The sequence below is a fragment of the Streptococcus sp. oral taxon 064 genome (assembly GCF_001683375.1).
Classification (GTDB): domain Bacteria; phylum Bacillota; class Bacilli; order Lactobacillales; family Streptococcaceae; genus Streptococcus; species Streptococcus oralis_S.
Map to the genome: position 1 here is coordinate 1885308 of NZ_CP016207.1, position 25994 is coordinate 1911301.

Genomic DNA, 25994 nt, shown 5'->3' on the forward strand with positions numbered 1-25994 from the left:
AAGGCTAAGAAGCATTCACTTCCTAGCCTTTATCTAATTACATACCTAAGATTGAGCGAGCCGTACGTTGAGAACCAACGAGGGCAATAATCAGTAAGATAGCTTGTATCAAACTACCAAACATAATCGCAAGTGATTGCAAGACTCCTGCACCATTTGAAACAGCTATCTTCCCAGCAGATTCAAACAAAGGAACAAGAGAAACAATCAGAAAAATAAGAACCCCTTGTACCGCATAGACCATAATATTTTTTAAATAGCCAATACCAATAGACTTCCATTCATCGCTTAAAAATGTTGGAATCGTAAGAGGGGCAAATGGAATCATAAGGTAGAGCTGAATAAATCGAATGGATACCAAAAGATTGACCATGGCTGCACTTACTATCCGAACAAGCCAAATGAGGAGGGCGAAAAAGCCCACAATCATCCGGCCAATAAATCCTGACCCTTTTAATCCAGAGATTGTATCATACTTTGCCCCACCGTGAGCCACAATCGAGGCCACTTGTTCAATGGCGTGACTCGCAATCCCGATGATGGCTTCTACAATGACGGTAGTGTTGGTAATTACAACTGCGACCATAATATAACTAATCAACATCGGCGCTAATGCTTCAAAGGTCATCGCTCCACCAGAGTTAGCAATTTTCTTTGCCATCTTCGAAAATTCTAAGATAAGAACAACTGATAAAATCGCAACGCCAAGAGGCTGCATGACACTTTTAGTAATACTAGACATATAAGTCCAAACGGTTGGATTGTAGCTAGATAGAGATTTAATCAGATCTACCGTAGATTGTAAATCCACATTAAATCCTTCAAATAAATTTTCAGCTGATATTTTTTCAGATGCAAGGTAAACAAAGGGTGAGACTAAACTAAGATTCATGTCATTGTTTATCCTCCTAAATTGAAATCTGGGTTACAAAGGCTCCAGCAGCCCCGACCATAACACCACCGACAATTTCCAGAATGGCATTCCGAACACCTGGTCCACCATCTTTAATGTTGGTTGCAAGATTGACAATCCCCACAACAACGAGAAAGGCACCAACTGCAATCAATCCCTTCTGCAACAAAGACATAGCTTGTGCAAACATGGCACTTGCGTCTACTCCATAAACAAAACCTTTAAAATGCGTAATCATCTATTTCCTCTTTTCTATTTTTATTTTAAACTAGATTCAAAAGTTAAATCACGAATTCTAAGGCCTTCAAGATGATTTTCTTGTCTTTGATTCAAAGGATTGATCTGATAGTTCCACCACCGTTCATCGGTTTCTTGATTGGCTAGGTACTTCCAGTTTGGATGCTTAGTGGAATTGTATTTTTTGCTTTTAAAGACAGGCATATTGGCAATTCGAACCAAGCATTCATGCCGTTTCATATTTCCGACTTCATCAGGTGTCATTAAATCACGAGCAATCTTTTGATGAGAAAGGGATCCTGAACCTGTCTGGCCAAAGGAACGACTAGTATTTCGAACATCAATGGTTTGTTTACCAAGTAATCCACTCATAAATTTAAAGGTATCTTCATCATTCCCACCTAAGTAGACTAAGCTATCACAGTTCCCAAGAATGGTTTTCCAAGCTTCTTTTTCTTTATAGAGCCCTTGAAGTTGGGCAATATTTTGTAGAATGGGAACGAGACTCATATTACGAGAACGAACTGTTGAGGTTTGTTCAGCAAAATCTGGAATTTCTCCGATATTTGCGAACTCATCTAAGTAAACTCTTACATGAAGAGGCAATTGACCCTTAAAATCAATATCTGCTTGTCTTGTTAGGGTTTGAAATACGGTTGAAAAAAAGAGGGCTGAAAGAAAGCGAAAGGTACTATCGTTATCTGGAATAACTAAGTAAACCATTGATTTTTCCTTGCCCCATGTCTTCATATCAAGGGTATCTCTTTTGGTCAAATCCATGACACTTTGAATATTGAAGAGTGCAAATTTAGCAGTGGTTACAGCTATGACAGAATCCAGAGTCTTATCCTTATAATTTTGGAAATCTGCCCAATTTCGCATGGTAAAATTTTCAGTTCCATACTTTTTAGCATAATTTTCAAATAGAATTTCTAAGACACTTTTTTCTTGGTTATCACCCTTGGATAAGTGTTTAATGAGTTTTGAGATTTCAGAAAAACTTGGATAACGCCCTCGTTTTTTTCGCTCTTCCACTTCTTTTTTTTGACGTTTCAACAAGTTCTGGTATTCTTTTTGACTCAAACGACTCTCTTCAATGAGCTGTTCTCTTGTTTTAGGTGGATTATAGAAATCGACCAAGTAAGAGGCTAAAGCTCGAACCAAAGTCATAGAAGCTTCATCCCAAAATGGATCACTACGGGAACCAGAGCCTTTGGTGTTATTGAAATAAACCGTCAGCATGCGATTCAAATCATTTTCTGTCTCTATATAGCGAAAAGGATTGAAGCCATCTGAGTTCTTCATATTGACTAAATCTAACACCTTTACTTGGTAGCCATGTTCTAAAAAGAGTTTGCCTGTTTTCTCGGCCAAGTGATCTTTAGGATCCACGACAATATTTGAACTATTCATCTGAATCAGATTGGGTTTCACAAAGCGAAATGTCTTCCCACTTCCTGAACCTCCTATCACCGCAATATTCTTATTTCTATCATATTGGGGTGGTTTTTTATCTAGTAATGTCAAACGAACATCTTGTGCTAAGATCGTATCATGAGAAAATTCCTTACCGTAAAAGAGCTTCTTTTCTTTTAGAGTTCCAAAACGGGCGCTCCCGTATTCTACTCCTTCTCGGTATTGTTTTTTACCAGTCTCTAGATAGAGATAAACCAGTAACATCATCACAAAACCTAGTAGAAAAAAAGCACTTGATTTTCCAGTAAAAGAAACATTCCATGGCGACTGAAGAACTTCATCTTGACCTTCCATCAGAAGATGAGTCCATTTATCTAAGGTATTTCCAGTATAGGAATCATACAAAAGCGTCAAACGATGAAAAAGATAGCCTAGTAAGATACCTAACAGTGAGAATAGTAGGAATTTCTTTCCACTGTACATCATCTCACCATCTCTTTCTGTTTGACGGCCCCTTCTTGTCTAAAGGTAATTTGGGATTTAGCCTCATCAATTGCATCGTCTAATGACTTATCCATGGTAAAATCAGCTAATTTCTCCGGATCATTAACCATTTTTTCTAGCAGATGGTCTAAATGATTGTCTAGAATCGAACGGTCTTTCGTGTAGAAATGCAGAGAATCCCCTTGCCAAGCGATGGCTAAAGGAATCTCTTCTTTTTCTAAAAAAGCTTTAAATTTCTCTATATCAATTGGTTTGTCTAAAAAATCTTTTTTCAGATTAATCGTATCAATCGAATAAGGAGATTGTAGCAATTCTTCTAATTTCTGCACCCCTATCTTATAGGCGGAATCCTGTGCTAAAGCCTGACGTCTAGACCATTCTAGAATCTTTAAGAGACTTTTTACAGTAAATAAAAGACTACGCTCTGCATATTGAACTGCCATTCGTTCCTGTTGTTCAGAGGACATCTGAGGCCTCCTTCTTAACAAATAGCAGCTTTCCTTCTTTATAACGATAAGCTATCAATTTCTGACGTTGCTTAATCGACTTGACAACCTGCAGTAGATCTCTCGAATAAGGTTCTCGAAGAGTAACTTCTACTGCTTTCCCATCAATGATACCAACACGTTTAAATTCAATGTAGTCTTTTTTGAGATGTCCTAAGCCCATACCAAAAGGAAAGTGATGAATCAATTGGATGGTACAACCACCTTTATTTCCCATTTGTTTTAAATCATACAAGTTTACTACCTTCATGATTAACTCCTTTATCTAGTTTGTCGCATCGTTTAAGTCTGGTAACGATAAACTCCGTGTCTGTTAGAAAATTCTCACACACGTCTTGTGCCAGTTGCCCTTCACAGGGAAATACTCTCAGTCCCTACTTACACAGGCACGCTAATCAAGACGGAGTGGATTCAATTTTCAAAGAACAGGTAGCTTTATTATAGATAAGAGTAGTTGAAATTTTTATCACATTTCTTATTTTTCTGTCAAGCTAAATTCAGATTAATCAAAGATTTTGAAATAAAAGACTAACATTGTTACATAACGTTAGCATTTCATTTCCCTAAAACAAACTAATTTGGTCTAAAAAAGCAGCAAACTATAAACTAGTAGGTTCCACACTAAATGTAGCCCCATACTGCCCCATAAGTCCGATTTATAGCGCACCATCCCTAAAAACATTCCCAACGAAACATACAAACACCAAGCTAGAATGGTTCCTGGATGATGAGCTAAGGCAAACAAAACACTTGTCAAGGCAATTCTGATGTCTAATTTTCTGACCAACTTCCATAAGATTTCTCGATACAGAAATTCTTCAACCATACTCGCATTAATTAAAAACAATAAAAATGAAAACCAAGGAACTTGATGTTGAAGACCAATTAAGTTTGCTTGATTCGTGGTTCCTTGAGCATGTATTAGACTAAAACATAGACTTATAATCAGTAGGCTAGATAATCCAATACCAAGCCATTTCATCCTAGATTTCATATCAATCTTATGCGCTTGTTTACGCTGGCCATACATCCATAAAAATGAAATGAGTGACGCACCATAGAGAATCTGTAGTATAGTTAACTCACCGATACAAAGAAATTTCAGTAAGTATAGAGATACCAATAGGACATTTCCTTGTTGGAATATATAAACTGGAATTATTCTTTTCATAGTTACCTCCGAAATAAATCTTCATAATCTAAATCTAATACCTGCACAATCCTTTCTACCCATGGACTTTGAGGCATTCGTTGTTCCATCTTATAGTGGCGAATCTTTTGATACAAACGATTCAATTCACTTGGATAGTGAAACTCTCCCGCAAACATTTTTCTGGTTAACTCAATCCAGCTAATATTTCTTTCAGCCAAAATAATGGACAAGTTCTCCCAAAATCGTTCAGCCATATTGCTTCTCCTTTAGTTAGATAAATAATGTGTTTGTGCCATGTAAATCAATTGTTTCGTATCTCTTGGCAATAGAGCTCTAGCCTCCTCTAGATTCAGATTTGGATAAACTCGCTTATTTGAAACCGCAAGAGGAAGCCTGATAGTTAGTTCAGGATTTTTTAAAATCATCTCAATGAAATCTGTTAATCTTAGATTGTCACGGTTCTTAAATCGTAATAAATTGGGAGATAAAAACTCAAAACAATCTGAAGAATAACTCATCATCTCAATTAATTTATCCTTTGTCATTTCAGAAATCGAATGACAAGATACCTCTATTCCGTAGTTTTGAAAGAAATCTAAAAGAAGTTGATTTCTATGGTTATTTTTACTTAGATAGAGATCAATCATGGGAGACCTCCCAAAGACTCGGTTCCATTTGATATTCTGATACGATTAAGGAATCTAATAAATTTGCGAAGTTAATCGGTTGCTTGTCTTCATCATAAGCTTTTACAGTTACTTGGGTTGTAAGTATTCCCTCTTTTCCCTCGGCTCGATAGCCTTGTCCATATAAAACAAAAACAAGATTTTGATGATCATCTACAAAGGCATCAGCTCCATTCTTTATATCCTGACTTTCAAGGAATTCCATAACGTTTTGAAGGTAGGATTCGTAAAATAGGGGGTAGTTATGTTTTTTATGGTAATCATCTAAAAATGTCACTTCAAACTCACATGGATAATTGGGCATCAAAAATATTTGTTCATCTAGCTGTTTGATCTCTGCATCATGTAATTGTGTTTCTAATTCATCACAATCTAGTATTGACTCTTTATTTAAAGATTTCATCTTTTTCCTCTATTTCTTTTAATTTCTTTGCGATTGCAGCAATCACAGGAACGGTTACACTATTACCAGCTTGTTTATAGAGCTGACTATTACTAGAGACTTTTCTAGCAGCTTCAAAAGCCCAATCAGGAAAACCCTGCAGGCGAAAACACTCTTTAGGAGTGATTCGTCGTATTCTCAAACGGTAAAATTGTCCATCTATTAAAATACCAGCAACATGGTAAACTTGTTTATCTTCTCCTTCATAGCTAGCAACTACTACTCCCATTTGACCACTAGTTGTTAACGTATTAGCTATACCTTTTCCAACTCTACCTCGACGATACTGAGAACTTGGTCTTTCCAAATTGATTGAATCTCCTACTTCTGCTTGAGCATATCCTTTTTTAGTTGCTTCTCGTACTTTTAGAAATTGGATTGGTTCTGGAATTAGTATTTTGGGTATTTTATCTCCACCTTGCATCGTAGTCAGTGTTGGAGATAAGCCCTCACTTCCATAGACGCGACCAGTTTCCTTAAAGCTAGTTGGTAAATCTCCAACAACGACTATACCATGGCGATCCTGAGTATTTAAAGTAAACATTGGCTCTTGATTATCCTTGAAACGTCTACCATTTTGTCTTTTTTCTAATCTGTCTGGTGTCATACAAGGAATCGCAACTTTAAATCCTTCTCCTTTTCCACGAACTAAGGTTGGCGCAAGACCTTCTGAATAATAGACTTTACCACTCATTCCACTTTTTGATGGATTCAAATTCCCTAGTGTTTTTAAAGTCTCAGAGTTAGTTGCTTGACCTTCTCGTCTGAAAGGAAATAGGAGTCTGGTACCTTTCTTTCTAGAATGTCCGATAATAAACACCCTCTCTCTGTTCTGGGGAACGCCAAAATCCTTACTGTTAAGCACCTGCCACTCAACATCAAACCCCAACTCATCAAGTGTGGTAAGGATTGTGGTGAACGTCCTTCCCTTATCGTGATTGAGTAGGCCTTTAACATTTTCAAGAAAAAGAAAACGTGGTTGGATTTGTTTGGCCGCCCGAGCAATTTCAAAGAACAAAGTTCCTCTAGTATCTTCAAATCCCAATCGTCTTCCTGCGATTGAAAATGCTTGACAAGGGAATCCCCCACAGATGACATCGACTTTCCCTCTAAGTTTTTTAAATTCGTCATCTGAAACATCTCGTATGTCATGAAATTCTATTTCTCCTTCCGTTTGAAAAATGGATTTATAAGATTCTCTAGCAAATTTATCAATCTCACAAAATCCAATACACTCGTGTCCAGCACTTTCCATTCCAAGCCGAAATCCACCTATACCTGAAAATAAATCAATAAATCTCATTTCTTTATCACCCCTTTCTGATCGACTATCAATGTCCAAAGTGTCACTCCACTTGAAATTAAAATAAGAATGACTAATACCCACTCGATTGGCGACATTTTAACCACCTCCTTTTCTAACACGGTTATTCCAAACAGAATACAAGCCGTTAAACACAAATTCAGCCAAAACTTCCGCTCGTCTAACAAAGCGAACATTGTCAAGAGCATACTGATAGATTCTCTCAAAATCAGTCATAGCAATTTCACTGGCTGTTTCAGAAAACCCCTCTCGTCTAAATTGATCTTGTACCAATCCCCAAATATAATCTCGATCATATTTTGTGACCTTTTCTACTTTTCTTTTCAAGATAGGTTGAGTATTCCTATCCTCCTCATCCTCAATAAATAAAGATTCAGTCTCACTAATTTCAGTCTCACTAACTTCAGTCTCACTAGGGGCTGAATATGAGACGGGGGCCGTTTCATTTTTAACCTGCCCTAGTCTTTTTTTAACACTAGGCCTGTTTGAACTAGCTACTGGGGTAGAAGACAACTCCCCTAAATAAATCTTATTAGCTAGTCTCCCTTTCTCACTTGAAGACTGTTGGACTTCATCAATTAAGTCATATTCTTTAAGAATTTTTTTGATAGACAGTAATTTTGACTTCGAACAACCTAACAGTTTCATCAGTTTAGAGTTAGAAAATACTAAATAAACCGCTCCTTCTTCATCTATCCAACCACGACTGAGAGATAATTCTAAACGATCTTTTAAAATAGAATAAGCCACCTTTACTTCTAGTTTCATATCCATATATTTCTCATCCTCAAAAAGAATTTTAGGTAATTTGTAATACCGTTCTGAAGTTTGGTATTGATTTGCGGTAATTCGTTTCATAGCGCTCCTCCAAGTTCTTTGAGTATTAAATCTCCACTTGATTCCAATCGAACCAAGCCACTTTTTTCTAATTCAGCCATAAGAGAGATGGCTTCAACAATGTCAATTCCCATTTCACGTACTAAAAATGAAATGACAATATAGCGTGATGATTGTAATTCTTTTGTCATTTTTCCTCCAGAAAATAAAAAAAGGAGAACAATATTCAACTGTTCTCCAAAATAATTTTATTAAAAAGAAAAACCCTGCCAAATTAATTTTTGGTAGGGTTTTTGGTAGGAAACTAAATTAAATTATCAGTTTCTAAAATGTGTTCACGATTCTAAAAGGCTGATACTATAGTATTCCGAATTCTAATTGGTATATGCCTCTTATTTAAGAGTAACTGAAGCTCCAGCTTCTTCCAATTTAGCTTTGATTTCTTCAGCTTCTGCAGTTGGAACGCCTTCTTTGATGACACCTGGTGCACCATCAACAAGTTCTTTAGCTTCTTTAAGTCCAAGACCAGTGATTTCACGTACAACTTTGATAACGCCAACTTTTTTGTCACCAGCAGCTGTCAACTCAACGTCAAATGAGTCTTTAGCAGCACCAGCGTCAGCAGCACCAGCTGCAGCAACAGCTACAGGAGCAGCTGCAGTTACACCAAATTCTTCTTCGATAGCTTTTACAAGGTCGTTCAATTCAAGGATTGAAGCTTCTTTAATTTCAGCAATAATGTTTTCAATGTTCAATGCCATTGTTATTTCCTCCAAATAAGTTTTTAATTTTATAATAGTTTTTCCGTAGCTAGGCTACGCTGCGTAGCTTAAGATTAAGCTGCGTCTTCTTTGTTGTCTGCAACCGCTTTGACTGCAAGAGCAACTTTGCGCACTGGCGCTTGAAGTACAGAAAGGAGCATAGAAAGAAGTCCTTCGCGGTTTGGAAGAGTTGCAAGAGCAACGATTTCTTCTTTAGATGCGACAGCGCCTTCGATTGCACCACCTTTGATTTCAAGTGCTTCAGCGTTTTTAGCAAAATCGTTCAAGATTTTCGCTGGTGCGATAACATCTTCGTTAGAAAATGCTACTGCAGATGGTCCAACAAATACTGATGCAAGATCTTCAAGACCAGCTTTTTCAGCTGCACGACGCAAGATTGAGTTTTTAATGACTTTATACTCAACTTCGCTTCCACGAAGCTCACGACGAAGAACTGTATCTTGCTCAACTGTCAAACCACGAGCGTCTACAACGACGATAGATGCAGCAGCTTTCATTTTTTCAGCTACTACGTCAACTAGTTCCGCTTTTTTAGCAATAATTGCTTCACTCATTAGTGTGTTCACCTCCGTAATTATTTTGCTTGGGGAATTTTTCCAAAAGAAAAACGCGCCCAAACCTAGACACGAAAGTACAATACGCTTCTTTTTACATGATACGTTTTGTCCTCGGTAGGATCTTTATGAGTCGAGCTCCCCTACTGTCTTAGGCAGTTTTTTCAAACCGTATATAAGTATAGCATAGACAAAAAAAGAATGCAAGATTTTTGCAAACTTTTTTTAAATTTTTTTAAATCTCTACTGTCAAAACTTTGCCTTGCTTAACCACCTGTTCTCCAGCGATATAAACATCATCAACATCACTGGATTTGACTGCATAGACTAGATGCGAGAGCATATTATTCTGAGGTTGAAGATGGATTTTTCCTTGTGGTTGAATGACCAGAAAATCCGCTTGCTTGCCAACTTCTAGGCTTCCTATCTGCTTTTCCATTCCTAGAACCTTAGCTCCTTCGATTGTCAGTGCCTTAAGGGCTGTTTCGATAGGAAATTGGCTGGCATCTCCACTTTTCATCTTTTGAAGAAGGGCTGCTGTCCGTCCTTCCTCGAACATATCTAGATTGTTATTGGAAGCAACCGAGTCTGTCGCAATCCCCACTGCTACTCCTGCTTTTTGCAGTTGGATGATGGGAGCGATCCCTGAGGCCAGTTTGAGGTTACTGATAGGATTGTGGGCGATAGCCACTTGAGAGGTTACCAAACGTTCAATTTCTCGTTCGTTTAGCTCGACCCCATGAGCAAAGACAGACGGATGATCTAAGTAACCTAGTTCTTCTAGAAAGGCGAGAGGGCGTTTGCCGTATCGTTTCAGGATTATTCCTGACTCCTCCTTGGTCTCCGCCACATGGATATGGATAGGAATATTCAGCTCTTTTGCCATATCTAAACTCGCTTCCAGCAAGTCTTTACTACAGCTGTAGGGAGAATGAGGGGCTACCATAACCTTGAAATTTGGATTTTCATATCCTAAGATTTCCTCTATGATGGCTCGGGTTCTGCTCATAGTCTCAGCAGTTGATTCTGCCTCTGAAGAAAAAAGGGTTGGTGAGAAATAACAACGCATCTTAGAGGCCTTGACTGCCTGATAAATTTGCTCAATATCCACACCATTGGGATTATACATATCGTTGAAGGTTGTTGTCCCTGACTGGAGCATCTCTGTCAGAGCTTCTTTGACTGCCTTGGTAGTCATGTCGGGAGTAAAGCCTGCTTCTGCTGGCCAGATATAGTCATTGAGCCATTCGTGGAGATTGCTGTCATCCTGAATTCCTCGCAAACCTGTCATAGCAGAATGGGTGTGGCAATTGACCAAACCAGGCATGATCCAGGCTCCCTGATAGTCTATAATCTGCTCAGCTTGCTCTAAAATCTCTGGCTCCTCTTGGCCGACATAGACGATTTGAGAGTCCTTAACGGCTAAAATACCATCCAGATAGACATGGAAATCTTGGTCACAAGTCACGATATTTACATGCTGATAGACTTTCATTGTTTTCTCCTTCTAAGACCCTGATTTTTCTAGCTATTGTAACAAAAAAGTCACCCGAAGGCAACTTTTAGTGTCATTAAGAATTTAAATGGGTAGGAATGACTTATTCAGAGCTAAAGGCCGCAGCTTTTTGCATTTGGTAATACTTGCCCTTTCTATCCATGAGATCCTGATGGTTACCATGCTCCACAATGTCACCATCTACCAAGACAAGAATCAAATCCGCATCCTGAATGGTTGACAAACGGTGAGCAATAATAAAGCTTGTGCGCCCCTTCATGAGTTTGGCAAAGGCATCCTGTACTAGCACCTCTGTCCGTGTATCGATGGAGGAAGTCGCTTCGTCTAAGATAAGAATCTTTGGAATAGCTAGAAAGACTCGGGCGATGGTCAAGAGCTGGGCTTGCCCAACAGAGAGAGATTCTCCTGCATTTTCCAGTTTGGTATCATAGCCTTGGGGTAACTGTTGGATGAAAAAGTCTGCATTGGCTGCCTTTGCAGCAGCAATCACTTGCTCCCGACTGGCATCAGGATTTCCAAAGGCAATATTGTCATGAATGGTCCCTTGCTTGAGCCAGGTTTCTTGGAGTACCATCCCAAACTGCTGTCTCAATGACGCTCGGGTATAATCATAAATGGACTGCCCATCTAACAAGATATCTCCCGAGTTAATAGGATAAAAACGCATGAGGAGATTGATAAGAGTTGACTTACCAGCACCTGTAGGACCAACGATGGCTACCTTGCTACCAGCTGGGATATTGATAGACAAATCCTTAATCAAGATCCTTTCAGGATGGTATCCAAAAGAAACATGCTTAAAGGAAATGGCTCCCTTAACTTGGTCACTGGTCAAGACTTCCTTACCTGTTTCAGCCACCTCTGGACTTTCTAAGACAGCATAGACGCGCTCTGCGCAAGCGAGAGCACTTTGCAACTCAGCTAGCACTGAAGAAATATCGTTAAAGGGCTTGGTATACTGCTGAACATAGTTCAAAAAAGTTACTAAACGCCCAATGGTCAAGGTTGAACCCATCATGATACGATAAGCTCCTACTCCAGCTAGAAGAGCATAAATGAGCGCATTGACAAAGCGAGTCGAAGGATTAACCGTTGAGGAATAAAAGATAGCTGACTGAGAATAGCTTGCGTAGTTGGCATTCGCCTCGTGCAGTCTTTGGATAAACTCTGTCTGAGCATTGAAGGACTGGATAATGGTCTGCTGGCTAAGCGACTCTTCAATCAACTGAGTCTGAATTCCCCTCGTCTCTGTTTGCTTCTGGAAGAGATGATAGGAGCGTTTGGCAATAAAGCGTGAAATCACCATGGACAGGGGCGTCAACAGCAAGACCAAGAGGGTCATGAGAAGGTGAATTTGGAGCATGGCTAGAATACTAACCAAAATCATCAAAACACCAATGAAAAATTGGTTAAAAATCATGGTCAAGCCAGTTGCCAACTGTTCTATATCTGTAGTCACACGACTGACCATCTCTCCACTGCCCTGCCGATCCACAAAAGCAATCGGTAACCGATGAAGTTTATGGATGATTCGCTCTCGCAAGTCTCTGGTATAAGAGAAGATTAGACGATTATAAAGAAGAGGATTGGCCCATTGTACCAGAGTATTTCCTATGACTACCAAGATCATCTGAATGAAAATCTGCCAAAAAACTGGTGAAGAATCAGCAACTAGGACCTGGTCAATGACCTGCCCAATCAGAATAGGTAAGTAAATTGATAAGCCAACTTGGGCAATAGTTCCTAGAAAGGCTAGGAAAAGGAGGGAGGGATGGCTTGCTAAATCTATGGCCAAACGTTTGAGCGTCTGGTTTGCAGTTTGTCGTTTCATGCTAGTCCTCCTTTCCATGTTGGGATGCATTGATTTCACGATAGACTTGGCTAGTCTTCATCAAGTCATCGTGCTTGCCAACAGCTAGGAGCTCCCCTTTTTCCAAGAGGAGAATCTGGTCAGCCATACGAAGTGTCGAAGTCCGTTGAGAAATCAAGATTAAACTCGTGTTTGGCAAATTTTCTCGGATAGCTTTCAAGAGCTTGGACTCTGTGATGGTATCGAGGGCCGAGGTCGCATCATCTAGGATGAGAAATGGAGCTTGACGCAAGACTGCACGTGCAATAGACAGCCTTTGTTTTTGTCCGCCTGAGAAATTTCGCCCTCCTGCCTCAACTAGGGCATCCAAGAGTCCTTCCTTTTCACTGACAAAATCCTTAGCTTGCGCAATCTCCAAGGCCTGCCATAGTTGCTGGTCAGATACTTCTTGATTGAAACCTAGAGTCAAGTTGGAACGAATAATTCCTTTAAAAAGTTCGACTTTTTGAGGTACATAGGCAATCCAAGACCGCCACTGCTCCAAATTACGAGGACTACGCCCATCTCGATAAAGGTCAATGCTTCCCTTATCTGCTGGATAAAGACCAAGTAAGACTTGCACCAAGCTTGACTTACCAGAACCCGTTCCCCCGATGATACCAAGGATTTGCCCTTGAGTCATATTAAAGGAAATGTCTCTCAGAGAAGCTTGAGCCGCATCGGGATAGGTAAAGGTCAATTCTTGGACTTGCAAAACCCGATCACCGGTAGCTTGCTTTTCTTCTAATTCTGAATAAATATCTTCTGGAGCTTCGGTAAAAACTTCCTCGATTCGCTTGGCTGAGATGTAGGACTGGTTGAGGGAATTGATCAGCATGGCGAGCTTAACCAATTCCACCAAAATCTGCAAGAGATAGTTGATGAGGGCAATCAGGGCACCTTGACTGAGTAAACCTCCTTGAATTGAAATATAGCCCTGCCAGATGATGACAAGAAGAGTTCCATTGACAATCAGATAGGTCAGAGGTGTTAACAAACTAGACCAGAAACCCGTCTTTTCTTGCAATCTAGCATAAACTTGGTTAAGAGTTTGAAAAATCTGTAATTCTCGTTTTTCCTGGCCAAAAGCACGAATGACTCGCATCCCTTGTAATTGCTGACGCGTTTCCTGAACCAGCTGATCCGTTTTCTTTCTGAGACTGCTGTAGAGAGGATTGACCAGTCGAGAGAGACCGACAATGACAATCGTCAAAATGACAACCATAACTAAGAACCAGAAAGTCAGCTCAGCCGAGATGCGATAGGCCATAAAAATGGCTCCAAAAACGATAATAGGCGCTCTCAAAAAGAGGCGCAGGAATTGATTGATCCCAGTCTGAATCTGGTAAATATCCGAAGTCAAGCGAGTCACCAAGCTAGAAGTTGTCAAACGATCTCTGCTGTCCTTAGATAAGAAAAGAATATGACGATAAAGGTCGTCTGTCAGTTCTTTGGCAAAACCCACCGCAGCCTTAGCTGAGTAAAACTGGGCTACCAAGGCCACTAAAACGCCAATCACTGCAAAGATAAGGAGCAGGCCAATCTGCATCCAGAGGTGTCCTTGATCTCTCTGGGGCAAGGACTGGTCAACAATCCCAGCAATCACCATGGGAACCAAGAGTTCAAAAACAGCTTCTAGCAGCTTGAACAGGGGTGCTAGAATCGACTCTTTGATGTAGGGTTTGAAGTAAGATAGTAAGTGTTTCATAAATCCCTTCTATTCTTATTCTGGAAATGAAGAAAGTGGGAAGCCCCACCCTCTCGGTTTTATTTGTTTAAGTAAGGTAATAGATAGCCATATCCTGCTTTTTCCATCTCATCCTTGGCTACAAAGCGTAAGGAAGCAGAATTAATACAGTAACGGAGGCCACCTAACTCCTGAGGTCCATCTGTGAAAACATGACCCAAGTGAGCATTTCCTGACCGAGAACGAACCTCGATTCGCTCCATTCCATGGCTCAAATCCTTGTAATAGTGAATCAATTCCTTAGAAATCGGACGGCTAAAACTTGGCCAACCACAACCTGAGGTAAACTTATCCTTAGCGAAAAAGAGTGGCTCACCCGTCGTGATGTCTACATAAATCCCTTCTTCAAAAGTTTGGTCATAAGCATTACTAAACGGCGCTTCTGTAGCAGCTTCTTGAGTTACTCGGTAGGATTCTTCAGTTAGGCTTTCCTTCAGCACCTCTTGACTAGGCTTTTCATAGTTAGAGGCATCAATCAATGGCTTCTCAGCATCGGTCACATCGATATGACAGTAACCAGAAGGATTTTTCTTGAGATAGTCTTGATGGTAGTCTTCAGCCAGAATGTAGTGACGAAGTTTCTCCACCTCTACTGCAATCTTTCGACCCAGCATGCGTTCTTGCTCCTGCACCACTGTGTAGATAGCCGGCAAGTCTGCTTCATCTTGGTAATAGATCCCAGTTCGATATTGGCGACCACGGTCATTCCCTTGTTGGTTAATAGACAAGGGATCAATGACACGGAAATAATAAAGCAAAATCTCTCTAAGTGACACCGCTTTCTCATCATAAATCACTTGAACAGTCTCTGCATGGTCTGTTTCCTTGAGCAACTGGTAATTGGTCGTTTCGACTTGGCCATTAGCGTAGCCGACACTGGTTGCTAGCACTCCAGAAATACGTGAAAAATACTCCTCTAGACCCCAAAAACAGCCACCTGCTAGATAAATTTCTGCCATCTTTATTTCTCCTTTATCAAGGTTTTTAACTAATACTCTTCGAAAATCTCTTCAAACCACGTCAGCTTACATCTGCAACCTCAAAACAGTATTTTGAGCTAACTTCGTCAGTTCTATCCACAACCTCAAAACCATGTTTTGAGCAACCTGCGGCCAGCTTCCTAGTTTGCTCTTTGATTTTCATTGAGTATAAACTTCTTTTCAAAAAAAGGATAGGAAGCCCTCTAATCAAGAGTTTCCCCATCCTATCTTCTATTTCTTTACTTTGTTTCGACACGGACACCTTTGGTATCAACTTTCAAGTCATGTAGTTTGCCTTTGAAAGGTTGCTTTTGCAATTCAGCTTTAATCTTGGGCATCTTGTCATGAGAAGCCAGAACCATAACTGTCGGTCCGGCACCAGAGAGATAGGTCGCATAGGCTCCATTCTCTTTAGCTACTTGCTTAATCGTCGCAAATTCACGGACCAGACTTTGACGATAGCGCTCGTGGAAGAGATCCCCCTCGATTGCTTGTCCAGCTGTCACCATATCTCCTGCTAACAAGGCTGCAACAGCAACATTGGCAATTGAACTAGCTGCAACAGCTTCCTTGTAGGACAATTTCTTAGGAAGGACACCACGACTGTCGCGAGTGCGCAATTCATAGTTGGGAATATAAGCTAAAAAATCACACTCTGGGAAATCTGCCACAATCGCCGAAACCTGCCCTTCAACAGAACTCGCAACAACAAGATTTCCATAGATAGCTGGAGCCACATTGTCAGGATGTCCTTCAATCTTGGTAGCCAGCTGCAATTTGTCGTGGTTAGATAAGTTGAGATTGCCCAGTTGGTTAGCCAGTTCAATTCCAGCAACAATAACCGAGCTTGAAGAACCCAAGCCACGCGCCAAGGGAACATCGCTGGTCATTTTCAAACGTCTCGGTTGCAAGTCAGGCGCAATTTGCAAGGCAATCTTGAGCAAGAGATTACGCTCGTCATGTGGAATCCATTTACCAATCTGGTGTTCAATCAACCACTCATCCCGTTCTTCACAAACCTCAATTTGAAGATACTTGGTTACAGCTACACCAACCGAATCAAAACCTGGCCCGATATTGGCACTGGTTGCAGGTACAATAATCTTCATCCTATTCTCCTAACACCTTGAAGGTATTCAAGAGGTCAAATTCTGAAGCTTTGGCCAACTCAGCTGAAACATTCTCAAGCTGCGCTTTATTAATCTTATGAGTGATAATCACTACACGCGCCTTGTCACCCTCTTTGCCATCTTGGAGGATTTGCTTGAAGGAAATATCTTGAGCGTTGAAAATCTCAGCCAATTTCAAGACCTGACCTTTTGAGTCTGGAGCCAAGATTGAGAAGTAGTAATTAGCTTTGACATCTTCTGGATTAGCCAAGACCAATTCACGGCTATATTCGTTGAAGTCTTTACCAATAGTACCATCATTCAAGCGACGAACGATACGGACAATGTCTGCTACAACACTTGTTGCAGTTGGTTTTTGACCCGCACCTGGTCCGTAGTACATCGATTCACCAATACCGATAGATTCTACAAAGACTGCGTTCATTACCCCATTCACACTGGCAAGTGGATGTGCTTTAGGAAGGAAGGTTGGAGTCACTTCTGCAGCAATACCTGAAGGAGTTTCCTCGATAGAACCAACCAATTTCACTACGTAGCCAAGATCTTGGGCTACAGCTACGTCTTCTGGTGTGATATTGCGGATTCCCTTGTGGGCTACATCGTCAAAGGCAACCTTCATACCAAAAGCAAACTGGCTCAAAATCACCATCTTGTAGGCTGCGTCAATCCCATCCACGTCATTTGTAGGGTCGCTTTCTGCAAATCCAAGTCTTTGAGCTTCAGCCAGAGCATCATCGTAAGACCAGCCTTCTTCCACCATCTTGGTCATCATGAAGTTGGAAGTTCCATTAACAACGCCAAGAACGCGCGTAATTTTGTCAGAAGCCAACGAATTTGCCAAAGTACGAAGAATTGGAATCCCACCAGCTACTGCTGCTTCATAGTAAAGTGCTACGTTATGCTCTTTAGCGATTTCTAGCAATTCTGCTCCATGGACAGCCAAAAGGTCCTTATTAGCAGTAACAACGTGTTTCCCAGCTTCCAAGGCACGAGTGATAAAGGTTTTAGCTGGTTCGATACGCCCCATCAATTCCACTACGATTGTAATGTCCTTGTCTGATAAAATATCGTCTACATTGGTTACAAAGTTAAAGTCATTTCCTGCTGCAAGCAAGCGGTTCTTTTCATCTTCATCCTTGACCAATACCTTGGCCACTTCAATCTCTGAATGAGCTGACTGAACGATTTTTTCTCCATTTTCCTTTAGGAGGAATGGCACACCACTTGCAACGGTACCAAATCCAAGTAAAGCAATTTTAACTGTCATGTTTGTCTCCTAGAAATTTTCTGATATAGCCATTATAACAGAATTTTGTGAAAATTCCTATTATAGTAAATCACTATTTCAGTCTAGTAAAGAAAAAACGAATCCCATGATTCGTCTTTCTTGATAAATGAAAACTGATTTTAAAAATTATGAACGAATCTTTTGCAGACCGAGAACTGCGTCATGGTTAATCAATATTTGCCCATACTCTTGCAAGACTGAACGACTGATGTCACTGTCGTCTGCAAACTCACGCATACGAGCCAAGAGCCAGGCTGGATATGGACTAGGATGGTTTTCCACATCAACTAAGATTGTCAAATAATAGTGGTCATTCATCTTATAGAGTTCAGATGTTTCCATCTGGTAGTTAACTGTCTTTGCAAAAGCAACTAGGTCAGCAAGATTTGCGAAACGCAAGATATAGTAGATATAAGGTTCCTTCTTGCTCTCAGTCTCCTTGTTCGCTTGCTCCAGCTCTTCTTCCTTTGCTTCGACTTGCTCTAGAGATTGGATAGCCTCTATATCATCCTTGGTTTTCTCTGCGATACTCTTTTCTAGTGTCTTGAGAAATTCATCTGGTGACATTTGGGCCAATTCTTCCATGTCAGGTAGGTCCGCCAAATCTTCAAAATCTAGATTTTGGTCAATCTTAGACTTGGTCACAAAGACGTCCACCTTATCTGGTTTTGGTGTCACACGAAAACTCAGCATACCACTATCCAAGAAATTGTCTGGCATCTCTAACTCATCTAAAATAGCATAGAAAAACTCTTCGGTTTTTTCCTGAGGGACGAGAAAGTCTGCGATTTCCATTCCCCGATCCATCAAATCATCTAAAGTCATCGTGATTTTCAGTGTTGTATCACTAATTTGTTTCATCTTCATATCTAGTAACCTCATACTTTCAGTCTATCTATTATACTAGATTTTTACGATTTTATCAAAAGAATGAAGCGAGAATGTGATATAATACTAGATATGATTTTAGATTTAAGAAAGAATGTTCAATGAAAAATATAAAAGTAAATGCCTTGGCCAGCTTGCTGGTCAATATTCTCAATATCGTTTTTCCACTGATAACCAATCCTTATCTGACGCGGATTCTCAGCAAATCCAATTACGGTTATTTCAATACAGCCAATACCTGGGCAAGTTTTGTTATTCCACTAGCTGCCTTTGGAATATACAACTACGGGATTCGAGCTATTAGTAAGGTCAAGGATGACAAGAATAAAATCAACTACGTCTTTTCTAAGTTGTTTTATATCTCGGTTTTTACCTCTCTCCTGACGACAGGTATCTACTTCCTCATTATCTTCTTTGACACCAGCATTGAGAATCTGAAAGTTCTCTACTACATCCTAGGGGCTCAAGCACTCTTCCAATTTCTCAATATCGAATGGATGAACGAGGCTTATGAAAACTATGCCTTCATCCTCTACAAAACGTTAATTATTCGAATTACCATGCTGGTCGCTATCTTCGCCTTTGTTAAAACGGCAGATGATATTGTTCCTTATGCTATCGTTATGACAGCGACCACTATCCTCAACTACCTGCTCAGTTTTCTTTGGATTAAGAGAGAAGTTTCTTTTGTTAAGATTGGTTTCGTCGAATTAGTCAAAGCTTCTAAACCGCTCTTCACTATGCTTCTCTTAGCAAATGCTAATATGCTTTATACCTTGCTAGATAGAATGTTTATCACCAAGGGACCGGATGAGAACTATATTTCCTACTATACAATTGCCTATAGTATCGTCATGCTGATTGCCAGTGTCTTGAGTGGAGCTATCAACGTCAGTATTCCACGCCTTGGCTACTATCTCGGTAAAAAGGATTACAAGTCCTATAATTATCTCGTGAATCAAGCGGCATCCTTATTCTATTTCCTTATGGTTCCAACTAGTATCGGGATCATGATATTGGGACGGTACGCAACTGTTATTTATTCTTCTGAAAAATATCTTGAAGCGGGTATCGTAACTAGCGTCTTCGCTTTTCGTACCATCATTTGGGCTATAGAGTTGATTCTTGGTAAACAGATTATCTTTATCAACGACCATGAAAATCGCTTAACTGCCTTCTACTTCCTTGGTGGTGGGGCTAATATACTATTAAATAGCATCTTGTATTTCAATAATATTTTTGCACCTGAGTATTACATCGCTACGACCATTATCGCAGAAACTATCGTTGTTTTACTTGAAATTCATTTTATCAAGAAACACCAACTGATTAGTTTAAAAGAAATTTTTATAACCTTAACACGTTATAGCATTATATCCCTTGGTTTTATCCCAATCTTCTATATTTTCAAGATGATTTTCCAAATCAATTCCTACACAGTAAACTTCAATATGATTCTCATGGTTCTGTCTACCGTAGCAACTTGTGGTATCTATTACCTCTTGACCCTCTTTATTACCAAAGACAAAACACTCCACTATGCACTGAACCTTGTACTTGCTAAATTAAAACGAAATTAAAAAAATCCCCTACTGATAAATTAGTTGTCAGTAGGGGATTTCTTCTTTATTCTTTTTCTTTCTTTTCAGAAGCGTTGGCTTCTAGATTTGAATCTTGTTTAGGTTGTTCAACAATAGAGGAATTAGCTTCTTGTTTCTGTTCTGGCTTGACTGCATCGCTATTTACAGCAGCAACAGCCTGTTTCCAGATTCCTTCTTCGTTTACTTTGTAACCATCAGGTGTTGTTGCGTTCTTCAACAAAGAACCATCAGCTTGGAAATAGTACCAATTACCATCAAGCTGTTTCCAACCCGTTTGCATAGCTCCTGATTCATCAAAGTAATAATGATCACCATTTACTTTATGAAGGCCAACCAACATGATGCCATCTTCAGGATTTAGATAATACCAGACGCCTTTGTCTTTTATCCAACCAGTTTTCATGGCTCCATTTGATTCAAAGTAACGATAATGATTATCAAACCATTTCCAGCCTGTTTGCATGGCACCAGATTTGCTAAAGTAATATTGCTTACCATCTACTTGATGGAGGCCGACTAACATAACGCCTTCCTTACCTTCAAGATAATACCAGGCATCACCATCTTTCAACCAACCAGTTTGGAGTGCGCCCGACGTAGCGTAGTAATGCCAAGAATCATTTGACCACTGCCATCCAACTTGCATAGTACCTGCAGAGCTGAAGAAATAGTTCTTACCGTCAATCTCTTTAGATCCTACAGCCATAATACCTGTTTCTGGATCCAAATAATACCATGATTCTTTATCTTTCAACCAACCCGTTTTCATAGCACCTGAGTTCGTATAGAAGTACCAGCTATTGTCTTGCCACTTCCAGCCAGTCTGCATGGCACCACTAGCATTCAAATAGTAACGAACACCATTTATATCTTGTCTGCCAGTTAACATGATGCCATCTTTATCCAGATAATACCATGTTTCCTGATCCTTGACCCAGCCAGTTTTCATAGCTCCAGAACTTGCAAAATAGTTCCAGTGACCATCAACAAAGGCCCAGCCAGTTTGCATGATACCTTCTTGATTAAAGTAGTATGTGCTTCCATTGATATTCTTTTTACCGATGGTCTTTAGCCCATCCTCATCATAGAAATACCAATTTGAATCAATCTTTTGCCAAGTTGAAGGCTTACCTGCTGTTTGGAGTGCACCACTTTCGCTAAAGAACATCTTCTTGCCATTATAGACTTGATGTCCTGTTAGCATCTTCCCATCTGCTGCAAAGAGATACTTTTTCCCTCCGATTTCAGAGAGCTCGCTAAATCGTCTAGCACCATTTGATTGGATATAATACCAAGAGTCATCTAGTTTGAACCAACCACCAGTTTGCATTTTACCATTTTGGTTCAGATAGTAATCATTCCCTTTGGCATTTTCTCCCCAGTCGTCGTTAAGGTGAAGCCAGCGACCTGCTTGCATTTGTCCTTTTCCATTAAAGAAGTAAGTGGCTCCACCAATCTCTCTCCAGCCGATAGCCATTTCTCCGTCAGTCAAACGATATTTCCAATAACCATCTTCTTGATACCATTTTTCGTCAACTACAGGGATATCAGGGAAGGTATTTGAAACATTTGCAAATCCTTTATCGCTAATATCAAAAACGGTAGCGTCTTGAGTTTGGCTAGCGGCATGCAGAACCTGAATATTTTTCTTCTGAAGGTATTCTCTGGTTGAAGCAACATTAATATCTCCACCAGTTGTCTGAATAATCATTTTTGGTGATAAGTTTTCAAGGAAATTAATCGTATTTGAAATTGTCGCATCATAATGATGGTTCCATTTCATCATATCAACCTTGCCGATAACTGGACCTAACTTATCTTCTGCTCCCTCGGCATTATCCAAATCTCCACCAAGATAGATTCTCTTTCCTGCCACAGTCACTACTGAAACAATGGAGTTGGAGTTATCATCTCGAACTTTTTTCAGATTCCCTTCAGCATCATATTCATTCTTATAGTTGTAGAGTTGGATATCCATATCACCTAATTTTAGATGACTATCCTCATCTGAAATATTCTGGATAAGAGTAACTCCTCGTTTTTGAGCTGCTCTCAAAGCATTATCATAATTGAAAAGATTATCCCATAGTCCCCAGTTTGCTGTGATCCGATCATCTGAATATTTTTTCAAATAAAACTTACCGACCTGATATCGATTGAGTATTTCGTCTGCTCCACCAATATGGTCACTATGAACATGAGTTCCTATAATAAAATCTAATTTTTTTACACCTATTTGATCCAAGTGGCGAATCAATCGATCCTCCAATACTTGATAATTTCTCATGGAAATTCCCCAGCGGCTTGGATAGCGTGGGTCACTCCCATCAGGGAAGTCATAGTCTTCACCCATATCAATCAAAGCATAGTGACCATTGCTTTCCAGAAGGATGGCATCACTCCCAGATTTTGCTTTAGTATTTATGAAATGGATACGATTGCCCGAACCTGCAGAGATGGTATCTGCATCTACTCCTTGCGATAACTGAATCAGTAATAGAAAGAATGCGAGAACACTATAGCTGACTGATTTTAATAACCATTTATTTTTCACCTTGAAAACTCCTTTATCTTAACAATAAGCAACTTTTTTAATCTAATCAATCCAATAATTTTTATCCCCTCCTGGGACTTGTTGCTCAATAGGCGGTGGAGTCATATAGTTTTCTCCAAATTCGTAGACAAGTATTTCATGGTATTTTCTCGGAACCTTGACCACAATGTCTTCATAAGGCATATCAATCAAATCATAGAGCCATTCTTTTTTTATACCATTTGGATAATAAGGGTCATAGATAGTACAAGTAAGATCTGTTGCTTGATCTACACTATACTTCAAAGCAAGGCTCTCTAATTTTTGATTCCATAGTTGTGGGGAAGTTAAGCGGAAAATAGCTGATCCCATATAACGAGGGAGGTTTTTTAGTCCACCATTCTCAGACTTGATCCCTTTAAAATTCAAAGAAGAAAGGCGAATGAAATATTTGTAGAGCTTCATTTTCTTACGGTCACTTTCCTGTGTTACGACACCATCATAAGGAAAAATGTCAACGCAAGTTCCCAATACGACCGTTGGGTCTACGAGGTTAGCATCTCGACGAGTCCTTACATCATAGACTCTCATATAACTGTATGGATATCCCTTTGTTTCTCTGAATGAAATCAATTTGTAGTAGGGATGATTTTCATTTTGTAAAACCTTATACAGTTTTTCAAATTCATCACGCGCCAAGGAAATATCTGTATCATCATCCCAAGGGATAAATCCTTTATGGCGTACAGCCCCTAGTAAGGTTCCAAAATCAATAAAGTATTTGATTTGATGTTGTTCACAAAGATCATGTAGATACTTTAAAATATCCAATTCTACTTGCTTTATTTCTTCAAGAGTTAAAGTTCTTTCAGACATAGGTTCTATTCTCCTAAATTTGACTATATTTTTAAACGTTTCTTAATCCCAATCCCGTCATTTAGACCTTTTAACAATCTTCCATAATTTAAAATCATGATGAGATACTCTTTGTTCAACCGGTGGCAATTGCATATAGTCTCCGTAGTCTGAGGTCAAAATTTCATGATAATTTTTCGGAATGGTAAATTCCTTACCTTCAAATGTTCCAGTAGTAACTTGTTCCAGCCATTCACGTCTCCACACTGGTTTGTTCATATCCTTGTAGATAAGATAATCCACCTGCTCATAATCTGAGACTTTACGGGATTTTGCAAGCTCTTCAATCTGGGCAACGTATTTGTTCGTATTGGTAAAATAGAAAATAATAACTGACACATAACGTAGCAGTGAATTCAGTACACTTTTCGTATTGGTAATGCCTTTAAAGGTGTAGCAACTCAATTGACGTTTCTTTATCAGTTTCGTCATCTTGTTTTTAAATTCTACGTCATCCTCGTAGCCATCTACAGGGAAAATATCTACATAGATTCCCATATTCGAATCGATGCGAACATCTTCTTCTAGCAAGTAGGTATGGTTATCCTGCACTTTCATGAAGGGATAGACATAGTTGAGATTGTTTTTATAAGACATGACCTCGTAACGTTCATCAGGGTTAGCGATAAGGTAGTCTTGCAATTTTTCATAATCTTCTCGTAACATGCAGATATCCATGTCATCATCCCAAGGGATAAATCCTTGATGGCGAACAGCACCAATTAGACTTCCATATGCTAAGAAATACTTGACACCAATTTTCTGACAAACTTCATGAATATACTCCATGATTCCAAGTTCCATCTGTTGAATTTCATTGATATCTGTTACTTCTTGGTACCGAACTCCTTCATCCCGTTTGCAGACTACGAGTCCATAGCCAATCGCTAGCCAGAAGATGATATTAATAAAGTTGGTTGAATACATAATCTGACTTTCAAATAATTGACCAAACAAGATACCAAAGAATAGGATCATGATCAATTTATCAGTATTTTTCTTGGAAACAATCAAATACGTTAAAAAGCGCTTGATGACATAAGCCAGTACAAAAAGGAAGGATACCAAACCTAGAACTCCCGAACTGACAAATATGGTCACAAAAATGTTATGGAAATTCCCACCAATAAGGGAGTTTTGAATCTCAAATTTACTGAAATATTCTGTGTAGTAATCTGGAACATTTCGTACACCATAACCAAAAATTGGTTTGGCACTTCCCATCTTGATGGCATTTTTCCAGATATAGGTTCTACCACTTGGTGTTGTTTCGATCAGATGGAGCTCACCGTTTTTCTTAGTAACAGATGAATCTGTCTCAGCATAGGATTGTCCATTGTTTAAATCTAAGACAGTCGCAGTTTCAGATGAGATATAGATTGAAGTTACATAGCTTAATCCAATATTAGTTGCAGCAATCAGCAAACCAGCAACTATAAAAGTGAGGAATCGTTTAACGATACTCCCTCTAGTAGCAAAGAAACTATAGAGTCCAATCATGAGAAGTAAAGAAAGTAAGGCTCCTCGACTTTGCATCGTAGCAAAGTAAACGAATTGAATCACATTATTCAGTTTAAGATAAACAGAATATTTACTTCCTTTATGGATCAAATACATAGCCAAAATAATGCTAATGTATGAAAATATCGCACTAGCATTTGGATTGACAATCCCCCACAGACGTCCATTCATGACACCATAGTAATAAGATTGTTCACCAATCTTAAATAGGATAAGGACTCTACTTACCAATAAACCAAACGCAAAAATTGCTGAAGAAAAAGATACAATTTGAACCGTATAGGCAATCCAGTCAAATAATTTTTTAAGTTGCCCTGATTGTAACATGGTAAATAATAAAACATAGGTTACCATGAAGAGGATTTCAATCACATTTCCAATCAGATGTCCAGAGCGATTGAAAATAGCTGATAGCAGATGACTTCCAGCTAAGAGTCCAAATAAGGATAGAAATTTGCGATCTACCGTGATTTCTTTCCACTTAAACAATAAGGTATAGCAAATATAAAGCACTACAATTGCTGATAATCCCTTGTAGAGGGGATTTGCTATCTTATAAACCAGTGAACTCATACTTAAAATAGAAATGAAAACAAATAGATACGCAATCCATAGTTTTGATTTTTCAAAGTATTCATCCATTTTTGAAAAATTCATTTTCAACTCCTTCTC

Annotated in this window: 25 protein-coding genes and 1 other annotated feature; of the genes, 1 reads left to right on the forward strand and 24 read right to left on the reverse strand. The window is 39.4% G+C overall.

What is annotated here, in order from left to right; translation table 11 throughout:
• Positions 1-37: 37 nt before the first annotated feature.
• The 21 genes from AXF18_RS09295 to mecA all read right to left on the reverse strand — a co-directional run bounded on the left by AXF18_RS09295 (position 38) and on the right by mecA (position 18731).
• On the reverse strand, positions 38-892 hold the full coding sequence (locus AXF18_RS09295; protein ID WP_001054256.1) for a conjugal transfer protein TrbL: 855 nt from the start codon (positions 890-892) through the stop codon (positions 38-40).
• Positions 893-908: 16 nt separating this feature from the next.
• The gene (locus AXF18_RS09300; protein ID WP_000627865.1) at positions 909-1151 is read right to left on the reverse strand and encodes a hypothetical protein; all 243 of its coding nucleotides are present in this window, start codon (positions 1149-1151) and stop codon (positions 909-911) included.
• Positions 1152-1171: 20 nt separating this feature from the next.
• The gene (locus AXF18_RS09305; RefSeq protein WP_065371959.1) at positions 1172-3049 is read right to left on the reverse strand and encodes a VirD4-like conjugal transfer protein, CD1115 family; all 1878 of its coding nucleotides are present in this window, start codon (positions 3047-3049) and stop codon (positions 1172-1174) included.
• Positions 3049-3537, reverse strand: a complete 489-nt coding sequence (locus AXF18_RS09310) for a hypothetical protein (RefSeq protein WP_000093677.1) — start codon at positions 3535-3537, stop codon at positions 3049-3051. Before AXF18_RS09310 ends, AXF18_RS09305 begins: the two co-directional genes overlap by 1 nt.
• The gene (locus AXF18_RS09315; protein ID WP_000869759.1) at positions 3527-3826 is read right to left on the reverse strand and encodes a hypothetical protein; all 300 of its coding nucleotides are present in this window, start codon (positions 3824-3826) and stop codon (positions 3527-3529) included. Before AXF18_RS09315 ends, AXF18_RS09310 begins: the two co-directional genes overlap by 11 nt.
• A gap of 333 nt (positions 3827-4159) precedes the next feature.
• On the reverse strand, positions 4160-4747 hold the full coding sequence (locus tag AXF18_RS09320; protein ID WP_065371874.1) for a CPBP family intramembrane glutamic endopeptidase: 588 nt from the start codon (positions 4745-4747) through the stop codon (positions 4160-4162).
• 2 nt (positions 4748-4749) lie between these two features.
• On the reverse strand, positions 4750-4983 hold the full coding sequence (locus tag AXF18_RS09325) for a hypothetical protein (protein ID WP_000840776.1): 234 nt from the start codon (positions 4981-4983) through the stop codon (positions 4750-4752).
• Between the two features lie 12 nt (positions 4984-4995).
• A complete protein-coding gene (locus AXF18_RS09330; RefSeq protein ID WP_065371875.1) occupies positions 4996-5376 on the reverse strand; it encodes a hypothetical protein in 381 nt (126 codons plus the stop codon).
• Positions 5369-5818, reverse strand: coding sequence for a hypothetical protein (locus AXF18_RS09335; protein WP_065371876.1), 450 nt, complete (start codon positions 5816-5818; stop codon positions 5369-5371). Before AXF18_RS09335 ends, AXF18_RS09330 begins: the two co-directional genes overlap by 8 nt.
• Positions 5802-7160, reverse strand: coding sequence for a DNA (cytosine-5-)-methyltransferase (gene dcm / locus AXF18_RS09340; RefSeq protein ID WP_065371877.1), 1359 nt, complete (start codon positions 7158-7160; stop codon positions 5802-5804). Before dcm ends, AXF18_RS09335 begins: the two co-directional genes overlap by 17 nt.
• A 99-nt stretch (positions 7161-7259) precedes the next feature.
• Positions 7260-8039, reverse strand: coding sequence for a replication initiator protein A (locus tag AXF18_RS09345; RefSeq protein ID WP_065371878.1), 780 nt, complete (start codon positions 8037-8039; stop codon positions 7260-7262).
• Entirely contained in the window at positions 8036-8209 is a 174-nt protein-coding gene (locus AXF18_RS09350; protein ID WP_000159607.1) for a hypothetical protein, read from the reverse strand. Before AXF18_RS09350 ends, AXF18_RS09345 begins: the two co-directional genes overlap by 4 nt.
• Positions 8210-8410: 201 nt before the next feature.
• Positions 8411-8779 carry a 50S ribosomal protein L7/L12 gene (rplL, locus tag AXF18_RS09355; protein WP_001196964.1) on the reverse strand — a complete coding sequence of 123 codons (369 nt, stop codon included), beginning with the start codon at positions 8777-8779 and terminating at the stop codon, positions 8411-8413.
• Between the two features lie 74 nt (positions 8780-8853).
• Entirely contained in the window at positions 8854-9354 is a 501-nt protein-coding gene (rplJ, locus tag AXF18_RS09360) for a 50S ribosomal protein L10 (RefSeq protein ID WP_065371879.1), read from the reverse strand.
• 38 nt (positions 9355-9392) lie between these two features.
• Positions 9393-9528 (reverse strand) — a sequence feature (ribosomal protein L10 leader region).
• Between the two features lie 61 nt (positions 9529-9589).
• Positions 9590-10849 carry a TRZ/ATZ family protein gene (locus tag AXF18_RS09365; protein ID WP_061420752.1) on the reverse strand — a complete coding sequence of 420 codons (1260 nt, stop codon included), beginning with the start codon at positions 10847-10849 and terminating at the stop codon, positions 9590-9592.
• A gap of 103 nt (positions 10850-10952) precedes the next feature.
• On the reverse strand, positions 10953-12701 hold the full coding sequence (locus AXF18_RS09370; RefSeq protein WP_065371880.1) for an ABC transporter ATP-binding protein: 1749 nt from the start codon (positions 12699-12701) through the stop codon (positions 10953-10955).
• A gap of 1 nt (position 12702) precedes the next feature.
• The gene (locus AXF18_RS09375) at positions 12703-14427 is read right to left on the reverse strand and encodes an ABC transporter ATP-binding protein (protein ID WP_065371881.1); all 1725 of its coding nucleotides are present in this window, start codon (positions 14425-14427) and stop codon (positions 12703-12705) included.
• Positions 14428-14486: 59 nt separating this feature from the next.
• The gene (msrB, locus tag AXF18_RS09380) at positions 14487-15425 is read right to left on the reverse strand and encodes a peptide-methionine (R)-S-oxide reductase MsrB (protein ID WP_065371882.1); all 939 of its coding nucleotides are present in this window, start codon (positions 15423-15425) and stop codon (positions 14487-14489) included.
• A gap of 260 nt (positions 15426-15685) precedes the next feature.
• Entirely contained in the window at positions 15686-16555 is an 870-nt protein-coding gene (gene thrB / locus AXF18_RS09390; RefSeq protein WP_049500332.1) for a homoserine kinase, read from the reverse strand.
• A 1-nt stretch (position 16556) separates the two neighbouring features.
• Positions 16557-17843, reverse strand: coding sequence for a homoserine dehydrogenase (locus AXF18_RS09395; protein ID WP_049500334.1), 1287 nt, complete (start codon positions 17841-17843; stop codon positions 16557-16559).
• A gap of 147 nt (positions 17844-17990) precedes the next feature.
• A complete protein-coding gene (mecA, locus tag AXF18_RS09400; protein ID WP_049500336.1) occupies positions 17991-18731 on the reverse strand; it encodes an adaptor protein MecA in 741 nt (246 codons plus the stop codon).
• A 122-nt stretch (positions 18732-18853) separates the two neighbouring features.
• Here mecA and AXF18_RS09405 point away from each other — a divergent pair, with 122 nt between their 5' ends.
• Positions 18854-20332: an oligosaccharide flippase family protein gene (locus AXF18_RS09405; protein ID WP_049500338.1), complete on the forward strand. Its 1479-nt coding sequence runs from the start codon at positions 18854-18856 to the stop codon at positions 20330-20332.
• A 46-nt stretch (positions 20333-20378) separates the two neighbouring features.
• Here AXF18_RS09405 and AXF18_RS09410 read toward each other — a convergent pair whose 3' ends face one another.
• From AXF18_RS09410 to AXF18_RS09420, 3 genes are read right to left on the reverse strand one after another with little or no spacing between them, the layout of a single operon-like run.
• A complete protein-coding gene (locus tag AXF18_RS09410; RefSeq protein WP_065371883.1) occupies positions 20379-22907 on the reverse strand; it encodes an MBL fold metallo-hydrolase in 2529 nt (842 codons plus the stop codon).
• A 42-nt stretch (positions 22908-22949) separates the two neighbouring features.
• Entirely contained in the window at positions 22950-23762 is an 813-nt protein-coding gene (locus tag AXF18_RS09415; protein WP_000004176.1) for a phosphorylcholine transferase LicD, read from the reverse strand.
• Positions 23763-23819: 57 nt separating this feature from the next.
• The gene (locus tag AXF18_RS09420) at positions 23820-25979 is read right to left on the reverse strand and encodes a LicD family protein (RefSeq protein ID WP_065371884.1); all 2160 of its coding nucleotides are present in this window, start codon (positions 25977-25979) and stop codon (positions 23820-23822) included.
• Between the last annotated feature and the right edge of the window lie 15 nt (positions 25980-25994).

What these genes read in the sequence shown, in the direction of transcription:
- AXF18_RS09295 (WP_001054256.1), bottom strand. Translation starts at nt 892, where the DNA reads ATGAATCTTAGTTTAGTCTCACCCTTTGTTTACCTTGCATCTGAAAAA.
- AXF18_RS09300 (WP_000627865.1), bottom strand. Translation starts at nt 1,151, where the DNA reads ATGATTACGCATTTTAAAGGTTTTGTTTATGGAGTAGACGCAAGTGCC.
- AXF18_RS09305 (WP_065371959.1), bottom strand. Translation starts at nt 3,049, where the DNA reads ATGTACAGTGGAAAGAAATTCCTACTATTCTCACTGTTAGGTATCTTA.
- AXF18_RS09310 (WP_000093677.1), bottom strand. Translation starts at nt 3,537, where the DNA reads ATGTCCTCTGAACAACAGGAACGAATGGCAGTTCAATATGCAGAGCGT.
- AXF18_RS09315 (WP_000869759.1), bottom strand. Translation starts at nt 3,826, where the DNA reads ATGAAGGTAGTAAACTTGTATGATTTAAAACAAATGGGAAATAAAGGT.
- AXF18_RS09320 (WP_065371874.1), bottom strand. Translation starts at nt 4,747, where the DNA reads ATGAAAAGAATAATTCCAGTTTATATATTCCAACAAGGAAATGTCCTA.
- AXF18_RS09325 (WP_000840776.1), bottom strand. Translation starts at nt 4,983, where the DNA reads ATGGCTGAACGATTTTGGGAGAACTTGTCCATTATTTTGGCTGAAAGA.
- AXF18_RS09330 (WP_065371875.1), bottom strand. Translation starts at nt 5,376, where the DNA reads ATGATTGATCTCTATCTAAGTAAAAATAACCATAGAAATCAACTTCTT.
- AXF18_RS09335 (WP_065371876.1), bottom strand. Translation starts at nt 5,818, where the DNA reads ATGAAATCTTTAAATAAAGAGTCAATACTAGATTGTGATGAATTAGAA.
- dcm (WP_065371877.1), bottom strand. Translation starts at nt 7,160, where the DNA reads ATGAGATTTATTGATTTATTTTCAGGTATAGGTGGATTTCGGCTTGGA.
- AXF18_RS09345 (WP_065371878.1), bottom strand. Translation starts at nt 8,039, where the DNA reads ATGAAACGAATTACCGCAAATCAATACCAAACTTCAGAACGGTATTAC.
- AXF18_RS09350 (WP_000159607.1), bottom strand. Translation starts at nt 8,209, where the DNA reads ATGACAAAAGAATTACAATCATCACGCTATATTGTCATTTCATTTTTA.
- rplL (WP_001196964.1), bottom strand. Translation starts at nt 8,779, where the DNA reads ATGGCATTGAACATTGAAAACATTATTGCTGAAATTAAAGAAGCTTCA.
- rplJ (WP_065371879.1), bottom strand. Translation starts at nt 9,354, where the DNA reads ATGAGTGAAGCAATTATTGCTAAAAAAGCGGAACTAGTTGACGTAGTA.
- AXF18_RS09365 (WP_061420752.1), bottom strand. Translation starts at nt 10,849, where the DNA reads ATGAAAGTCTATCAGCATGTAAATATCGTGACTTGTGACCAAGATTTC.
- AXF18_RS09370 (WP_065371880.1), bottom strand. Translation starts at nt 12,701, where the DNA reads ATGAAACGACAAACTGCAAACCAGACGCTCAAACGTTTGGCCATAGAT.
- AXF18_RS09375 (WP_065371881.1), bottom strand. Translation starts at nt 14,427, where the DNA reads ATGAAACACTTACTATCTTACTTCAAACCCTACATCAAAGAGTCGATT.
- msrB (WP_065371882.1), bottom strand. Translation starts at nt 15,425, where the DNA reads ATGGCAGAAATTTATCTAGCAGGTGGCTGTTTTTGGGGTCTAGAGGAG.
- thrB (WP_049500332.1), bottom strand. Translation starts at nt 16,555, where the DNA reads ATGAAGATTATTGTACCTGCAACCAGTGCCAATATCGGGCCAGGTTTT.
- AXF18_RS09395 (WP_049500334.1), bottom strand. Translation starts at nt 17,843, where the DNA reads ATGACAGTTAAAATTGCTTTACTTGGATTTGGTACCGTTGCAAGTGGT.
- mecA (WP_049500336.1), bottom strand. Translation starts at nt 18,731, where the DNA reads ATGAAGATGAAACAAATTAGTGATACAACACTGAAAATCACGATGACT.
- AXF18_RS09405 (WP_049500338.1), top strand. Translation starts at nt 18,854, where the DNA reads ATGAAAAATATAAAAGTAAATGCCTTGGCCAGCTTGCTGGTCAATATT.
- AXF18_RS09415 (WP_000004176.1), bottom strand. Translation starts at nt 23,762, where the DNA reads ATGTCTGAAAGAACTTTAACTCTTGAAGAAATAAAGCAAGTAGAATTG.
- AXF18_RS09420 (WP_065371884.1), bottom strand. Translation starts at nt 25,979, where the DNA reads ATGAATTTTTCAAAAATGGATGAATACTTTGAAAAATCAAAACTATGG.